The sequence below is a fragment of the Nonomuraea sp. NPDC059194 genome (assembly GCF_042754765.1).
In the GTDB taxonomy this organism is placed as follows: Bacteria; Actinomycetota; Actinomycetes; order Streptosporangiales; family Streptosporangiaceae; genus Nonomuraea.
In genome coordinates, this window is record NZ_JBHZBH010000020.1 from 153,735 (window position 1) to 159,785 (window position 6,051).

Genomic DNA, 6,051 nt, shown 5'->3' on the forward strand with positions numbered 1-6,051 from the left:
TGACGTCAGCCGGCGATCAGCTCGTTCGTCCGCTCGTACTCCTCCTTCGCGGACTCGAGCAGCTCGCGCCACGAGTCCACGTCGGGCCGCCGCCGAAGCAGCGCTCGCCGTTCCCGTTCCGTCATACCGCCCCACACCCCGAACTCGATGCGGTTGTCCAGCGCATCAGCGAGGCATTCGGTACGGACCGGGCATCCTCGGCAGATGAGCTTCGCCCTGTTCTGAGCGGCACCCTGGACGAACAGCGCGTCCGGGTCCGCACCCCGACAGGCGGCACGGGAGGTCCAATCCGTGATCCACATTTCGACCCCACTCCCCTTAGGTGGTCAGTCGTCCGTATGGGGCCGACGGGCGCGGGCGCCGAGCCTCCGTATTCTGTTGCCGCAGAGGAGAACGTACGCAACGAGACGATCGGGCCGACAGACCCCGGCAGGACCAATTTCTCGCTAGCACCTTGACCGGGAATGACTAGTCACCTCGATCAGTCAAGGCGAAATGCGGTCCGGTTACCGATTACGCCTCACTTTCGACGTAGTCTTGGTTCCGTGCAAGCTCAGGGCAAAGACCACTCGAACCCGTTCGTGAACGTCGTGCGGCTTCTCGCCGCCGGCACGGCCGCGGGAGTGCTGGCCGCCGCCGTCGCCCTGCCCGCCGTGGGCGGCGTGGGTTTGACCGCCAAGTCGACCACCGAGACCTTGGCGCTGCGGCCGGAGAACCTCGACGAGCCGCCCCTCCCTGAGCGCACCGAGATCTACGACGCCGGCGGCACCCGGATCGCCCAGTTCTACTACCAGAACCGCGAATCCGTGAAGATCGAGCAGATCGCGCCGGTCATGCACACCGCGATCATCTCGATCGAGGACTTCCGCTTCTACGAGCACGGCGCCATCGACCTGGAGGGCACGGCCCGAGCCCTGGCCAAGAACCTCTCAGGCGGCGGCGTGGTCCAGGGTGGCTCCTCGATCACCCAGCAGTACGTCAAACTGGTGCAGTTCAACAAGGCCAAGACGAAGAAGGAAGCGATGGCGGCCATCGCGCCGACCGTCAACCGCAAGCTCAACGAGCTGCGCTACGCCATGGCCATCGAGGAGAAGTACACCAAAAACCAGATCCTCGAGAAGTACCTCAACATCTCCTACTTCGGCGCCAGCTCCTACGGCATCCAGGCGGCGGCCAAGCGCTTCTTCGGCAAGTCGGCCGCCGAGCTCGACCTGTCGGAGGCGGCGACGCTGGCCGGGGCCGTGCAGAACCCCGTGCGCACCGACCCGACGCTGGGCAAGACCGCCAGAGACCACCTGCTCAACCGGCGCAACACCGTCCTCGACCGCATGGCCGAGCTGGACAAGATCACCCCGGCTGAGGCAGCCGCGGCCAAGAAGGAGAAGCTGGGCTTCAAGGGCACCCCGATCCCCGGCGGCTGCGAGGAGAGCAAGTACCCGTACTTCTGCCTCTACGTCAAGCACGACATCCTCACCAACCCCGACTTCGGCGCCACGCCGGAAGACCGGGAGAAGCGACTCCAGCAGGGCGGCCTGCGCATCAAGACGACGCTCGACCCGAAGATGCAGGAAGCCTCCGAGAAGGCGATCAAGAAGTACGTCTTCGCCTCCGACAAGCCCGCCGCCGCGCAGGCGATGGTCGTCCCCGGCACCGGCGAGATCAAGGCGCTGGCCGCCAGCCGCAAGTTCGGCGACAACAAGAAGAAGAACGAGACCCTGATCAACCTGGCCGCCGACAGCAAGCACGGCGGCGGCGTCGGGTTCCAGCAGGGCTCCACCGCCAAGGCCTTCACGCTGGCCGCCGCGATCGAGAACGGCTGGAAGCTCGACGACGGCAACTCCACCGGCAAGGCCTACAGCGTCCCCTCCGTGGAGAACACCCCGTTCCGTGACTGCAAGGGCCTCAGGGTGGGCTCCCAGCACGAGGTCTTCAACTCCAGCGAGGGCGGCGGCGGCTTCAAGACCCTGCGCACCGGCACGCTGGGCTCGGTCAACACGTTCTTCATGAAGCTCGAGGAGCAGGTCGGCCTCTGCAAGGTCGTCAAGATGGCCGAGAAGCTCGGCATCAAGCGCGCCGACGGCGGCAAGCTCCAGCAGGTGCCCACCTTCACGCTGGGCGTCAACGAGATGGACCCCGTGACCGTCGGCAACGCCTTCGCCGTCTTCGCCAGCCGCGGCCAGTACTGCAGGCCGATGGCCATCACCGAGATCCGCGACAGGACCGGCAAGGTCACCGCCGCCAAGCCCAAGTGCAAGCAGGTCATCGACGAGGAGGTCGCCGACGCGGTCAACGAGGTCATGTCCGGCGTCTTCACCAAGGGCACCATGACCGAGGTCGGCGGCATCGGCCGCGACGCGGCGGGCAAGACCGGCACCACCGACGGCTACACCGCCGCCTGGTTCGCCGGCTACACCCCCAACCTGGCCTCCGCCGTCAGCCTCGGCGACCCGCGCGGCGCCTTCAACCACGACCTGACCGGCGTCACGATCGGCGGGCGCTACTACGCCTACGTATACGGCGCGTCGATCTCCGGGCGGATCTGGAAGGACTCGATGATGAAGGCGCTCAAGGGGATCGAGGCCGCCTCGTTCACCCCCTTCGACAGCGCCAAGTACGGCGGCTGCACCAAGAGCTGCGCGCCGAAGCCGCCGAAGAAGGACAAGGACCGCGACAGGGGCGACCGCGGCGACAGCCCGTTCGGCAACGCCGACGACGAGCAGAGCCCGCTGGACATCTGGGACACCGGCGACAACGGCGGCAACGGCCCCATCACCCCTGGCGACGGCGACAACGACGGCGACGGGGATGGCGACAGGCAGCGGGGCAGGGGCAACAGGGACTGACCCCTGGTCGCCGGTACGGCCCGCGTTCCCGTCCTGGTACGGCTTCGCGGGCCTGTACGGCTTCGCGGCTTGTACGGCTTCGCGGCTTGTACGGCTTCGCGGCTTGTACGGCTTCGCGGCTTGTACGGCTTCGCGGCTTGTACGGGTTTCGCGGGCGATGTTACGGCGGGTCGGCGGCGCCGCTGGAGCGGCGTGATGGACGGGCGGGCGGCGGTGACCACGGTGGGCTGGGGGCGGCTTGCCGTACAGACGGAAAGGGCGCGCACGCATCGCGGCGGCGCGCCCGTGACCCCCTGCGGACCCTAGGCCAGCTTGGCGCGGACGATCTGGGCCACCCTGCCGCCCTCCGCGCGCCCCGCGACCTTCGGGTTGACGACCTTCATGACCTGGCCCATCGCCTGCGGCCCCGACACCCCGAGCTCGGCGACGGCCTCGTCCACGATGCGGCCCAGCTCCTCGTCCGACAACTGCGCCGGCAGGTACTCCTCCAGCACCGCCTGCTCGGCGAGCTCCGCCTTCGCCTGCTCCTCACGGCCGGCGTTGCCGAACGCCTCCGCGGCCTCGCGCCGCTTCTTGGCCTCCTTGGTGAGGACCTTGATGATCTCGTCGTCGGACAGCTCTCTGGCCTCCTTGCCCGCGACCTCCTCCACGTTGATCGCGGCCAGGGCCATGCGGATCGTCCGCAGCCGTACCTCGTCCCTGCTCTTCAGTGACACCGACAGGTCGGCCTTCAGCTTGTCCTTCAATGCGCTCATGCGCTCCATCCTTTCAGGCATGATGAAGAGATGAGGAAAGCTGTCGCAATCCCCCTGTCCCTGATGGGCCTCGGTCTGGCCGGGCTCGGCTACGCCTCGGTCATCGAGCGCAACAGCTTCCGCCTCAGGCGCTTCGACGTGCCCGTCCTCGAACGCGGCCAGCGGCCCGTGCGCATCCTGCACCTGTCCGACCTCCACCTCACGCCCGGGCGCCGCATGCTCATCAACTGGGTGCGCTCCCTCGGCTCCCTCGAGCCCGACCTGGTCGTCAACACCGGCGACTCCATCGCCCACGCCGACGCCGTCCCCTCCCTGCTGCACGCGCTGGAGCCGCTGCTGTCGCGTCCCGGCCTGTTCGTGTACGGCTCGAACGACCTCTACGCGCCCAAGCCCAAGAACCCCGCTCGCTACCTCTGGCGGACCTCCAAGAACGACCGCCGCCAGCACGTCCCCTCCCTGCCGTGGCGTGAGCTCGGCGAGGGCATGGCCGCCGAGGGCTGGCTCGACATGAACAACACCACCGCCCGCGTCAAGGTCGGCGACCTCGACATCGCCGTCGCGGGCATCCACGACTCCCACATCGACCGCGACCGCTACGACCTCGTGGCCGGCCCCGCCCCCCGCGACGCCGACCTCCGCCTCGGCGTCATGCACTCCCCCGAGCCGCGCAACCTGAGCCGCTTCGCCTCCGACGGCTACCAGCTCCTGCTCGCCGGCCACACGCACGGCGGCCAGCTCTGCATCCCGTTCTACGGCGCGCTGGTCACCAACTGCGGCATCGACAGGGCGCGTGTGAAGGGGCTGCACCGGCACTCGTCCGCCTGGCTCCACGTCTCGGCGGGGCTCGGGACGTCGCCTTACGCGCCGGTTCGGTTCGCGTGTTTCCCTGAGGCTTCACTGCTGACGTTGGTCCCGCGACGCTGACGGGTCACATGTACTGCTGAAGTCCGCTAGACTCATGCAGGCACGCACAAGACGGGCGTGCACCGGGGTGTAGCGCAGCTTGGCAGCGCGCTTCGTTCGGGACGAAGAGGCCGTGGGTTCAAATCCCGCCACCCCGACTGGGTTTTCCCAGTTCAAGGGCACTTTCGAGAGATCGAAGGTGCCCTTTCTGCTTTCCTGAGTGACTAACTGCGTGACTAAGCCTCCCAGGTCAGCGGACGGGTGCCGACGGACGCGCGTCGCCGACGAAGAGGCGAGCGGTTCAAACGGACTCGTCAGCCCTCCTAGGATGACCTTGTTCGTGGTTCCTAGCATGGGGAAGTTCTCGGTTCGAGTCCGTGGCTCCCCAGGTCGGGGCCGTCGCTTGCATCTGTCTCCTGGTGGTTCCGGAACTCCGTGATCTCTGGAGGAGGGGGAAGGCGATGGTCTCTAAGCTCACGAAGTCGATGAAGTACACGTCCCTTCGGGTGTTCCTGGCGGTTGTTGGTGCAATCGGCAGCACGTCCCCGTCCTAGGGACCACGAGCCAGAAACAGCGATGCCCCCGTCCGGGAGTCCCGGCGGGGGCATCGCTGTTAAGCGGCTACTCATCTCCGAAGATGCGGTCCATGGCCACGGCCCCGCCTTGGAGTACAGGCCGGATCTGCTTGCGGTAGACGGCCTCGGTCACGGCGGTGCTGCTGTGGCCGACCAGGCGGGAGATGTCCTCAAGAGGAATCCCGCTGTCGGACAGGAGCGAGACGAAGCTGTGCCGAAGCTCCCTCGGCGCCTACGACGTGGGGCGAGACACGGTCAGAGATGCGCTCGCGAGCCTACGAGCGGAAGCGCTAATCCACACGGTACGCAAGCGGGGGTCCGTAGCAGCCAAGCCTGAGCGAGAGCCGTATGAGGTTTCGCCAGGCGCACAGGTCGTCACTCGCATGCCCTCACCGGATGAGCGTCGCGACCTTGCGACTTCCACGGAGTTGCGGGAGTTCGGTGGAATGCCAGAAGGCATTCCCGTCTTCGAGGTCCTCCCTGGACCGCGTAAGCATCGTCGAGTGCTACGAGGGGACCGCTCAGAGCTGGTCATCCGAGAGTCAGACGGAGTCGACACCTGAGGACACCCGGAAATCGCGGCGTCCTACGGAGGTCTGCGGATAGTGCGGATGACGTGAGCCTGCGGGAGTCTCACTTATTACGGGACGACCGCGCTGATGTGCGGATAGTTACGTAAGCGAGATCACGTACGTCAAGCCACAAGTAGTACTTCGTTAGGTTACGAAGTGTTGTGGGGCGAATACGGCTGGCAGCAGACGTGACAAGCGCCGGTCCAGGTGGCGAGTAAAGTCTGCAGTTCGCCGAGGACCTCATACAAGGTCAGGCCGGCGCAAGGGCTTTTGGGTCCGACCGCAGTTCGGTGCAGAATGCCTGCGCAACTGCGGCGAGGGTGACGTGTCGGTGCCAGCCGAAGAAGCTGCGGCCCTCGAAGTGCTTGAGGCCGAGACCGGTATTGAGTTCGCGGTAGTCGTG

At 66.8% G+C, this 6,051-nt stretch carries 4 protein-coding genes and 1 tRNA gene; 3 read left to right on the top strand and 2 right to left on the bottom strand.

What is annotated here, in order from left to right; translation table 11 throughout:
• Positions 1–5: 5 nt before the first annotated feature.
• Positions 6–302, bottom strand: a complete 297-nt coding sequence (locus ACFXJ8_RS24450) for a WhiB family transcriptional regulator (RefSeq protein WP_148036282.1) — start codon at positions 300–302, stop codon at positions 6–8.
• 243 nt (positions 303–545) lie between these two features.
• Here ACFXJ8_RS24450 and ACFXJ8_RS24455 point away from each other — a divergent pair, with 243 nt between their 5' ends.
• Positions 546–2,843: a transglycosylase domain-containing protein gene (locus tag ACFXJ8_RS24455; RefSeq protein ID WP_379646253.1), complete on the top strand. Its 2,298-nt coding sequence runs from the start codon at positions 546–548 to the stop codon at positions 2,841–2,843.
• 302 nt (positions 2,844–3,145) lie between these two features.
• On the opposite strand, the gene ACFXJ8_RS24460 is transcribed toward ACFXJ8_RS24455, so the two are convergent.
• On the bottom strand, positions 3,146–3,598 hold the full coding sequence (locus ACFXJ8_RS24460; protein ID WP_379646254.1) for a GatB/YqeY domain-containing protein: 453 nt from the start codon (positions 3,596–3,598) through the stop codon (positions 3,146–3,148).
• A 30-nt stretch (positions 3,599–3,628) separates the two neighbouring features.
• Here ACFXJ8_RS24460 and ACFXJ8_RS24465 point away from each other — a divergent pair, with 30 nt between their 5' ends.
• Both ACFXJ8_RS24465 and ACFXJ8_RS24470 read left to right on the top strand, forming a co-directional pair.
• Positions 3,629–4,522 (top strand): metallophosphoesterase, encoded by an 894-nt coding sequence (locus tag ACFXJ8_RS24465; RefSeq protein WP_379646255.1) that lies wholly within the window; start codon positions 3,629–3,631, stop codon positions 4,520–4,522.
• A 63-nt stretch (positions 4,523–4,585) separates the two neighbouring features.
• Positions 4,586–4,659 (top strand) — tRNA-Pro (locus ACFXJ8_RS24470).
• Positions 4,660–6,051 lie beyond the last annotated feature (1,392 nt).

Coding starts and splice junctions, on each gene's coding strand:
- ACFXJ8_RS24450 (WP_148036282.1), bottom strand. CDS start 302: ATGTGGATCACGGATTGGACCTCCCGTGCCGCCTGTCGGGGTGCGGAC.
- ACFXJ8_RS24460 (WP_379646254.1), bottom strand. CDS start 3,598: ATGAGCGCATTGAAGGACAAGCTGAAGGCCGACCTGTCGGTGTCACTG.
- ACFXJ8_RS24465 (WP_379646255.1), top strand. CDS start 3,629: ATGAGGAAAGCTGTCGCAATCCCCCTGTCCCTGATGGGCCTCGGTCTG.